Source organism: Salipaludibacillus sp. CF4.18, from assembly GCF_051262595.1.
Lineage (GTDB): Bacteria > Bacillota > Bacilli > Bacillales > Salisediminibacteriaceae > Salipaludibacillus > Salipaludibacillus neizhouensis.
Map to the genome: position 1 here is coordinate 1 of NZ_JBIMEV010000174.1, position 375 is coordinate 375.

Consider the following 375-nt stretch of genomic DNA (forward strand, 5'->3'; position numbering starts at 1 on the left):
TATTGACGGTACAAATTCTGAAACGTTCATCATCGTTTCTTTTGAAAAGCGTGTTATTCTAATCGGCGGTACTGAGTATGCAGGTGAAATGAAGAAATCCATTTTCTCTATTATGAACTACTTGTTGCCAGAACAAGACATTCTACCTATGCACTGTTCTGCAAACGTATCTAAAGAAGGCGATACGGCATTGTTCTTCGGCTTATCGGGTACAGGAAAGACAACGCTATCTGCAGATCCAAACCGCAAGTTAATCGGTGATGACGAGCATGGCTGGTCTGATAACGGTGTGTTTAATATTGAAGGCGGCTGCTACGCAAAATGCGTGAACCTATCTCGCGAGAAGGAACCTCAAATCTTTGATGCGATTACATT

Annotated in this window: 1 protein-coding gene; it reads left to right on the top strand. The window is 42.1% G+C overall.

Annotation, left to right across the window (positions count from 1 at the left end; translation table 11 throughout):
• Positions 1-375: phosphoenolpyruvate carboxykinase (ATP) (locus ACHABW_RS26030; protein ID WP_435759949.1), on the top strand; the 375-nt coding region annotated here is incomplete at both ends.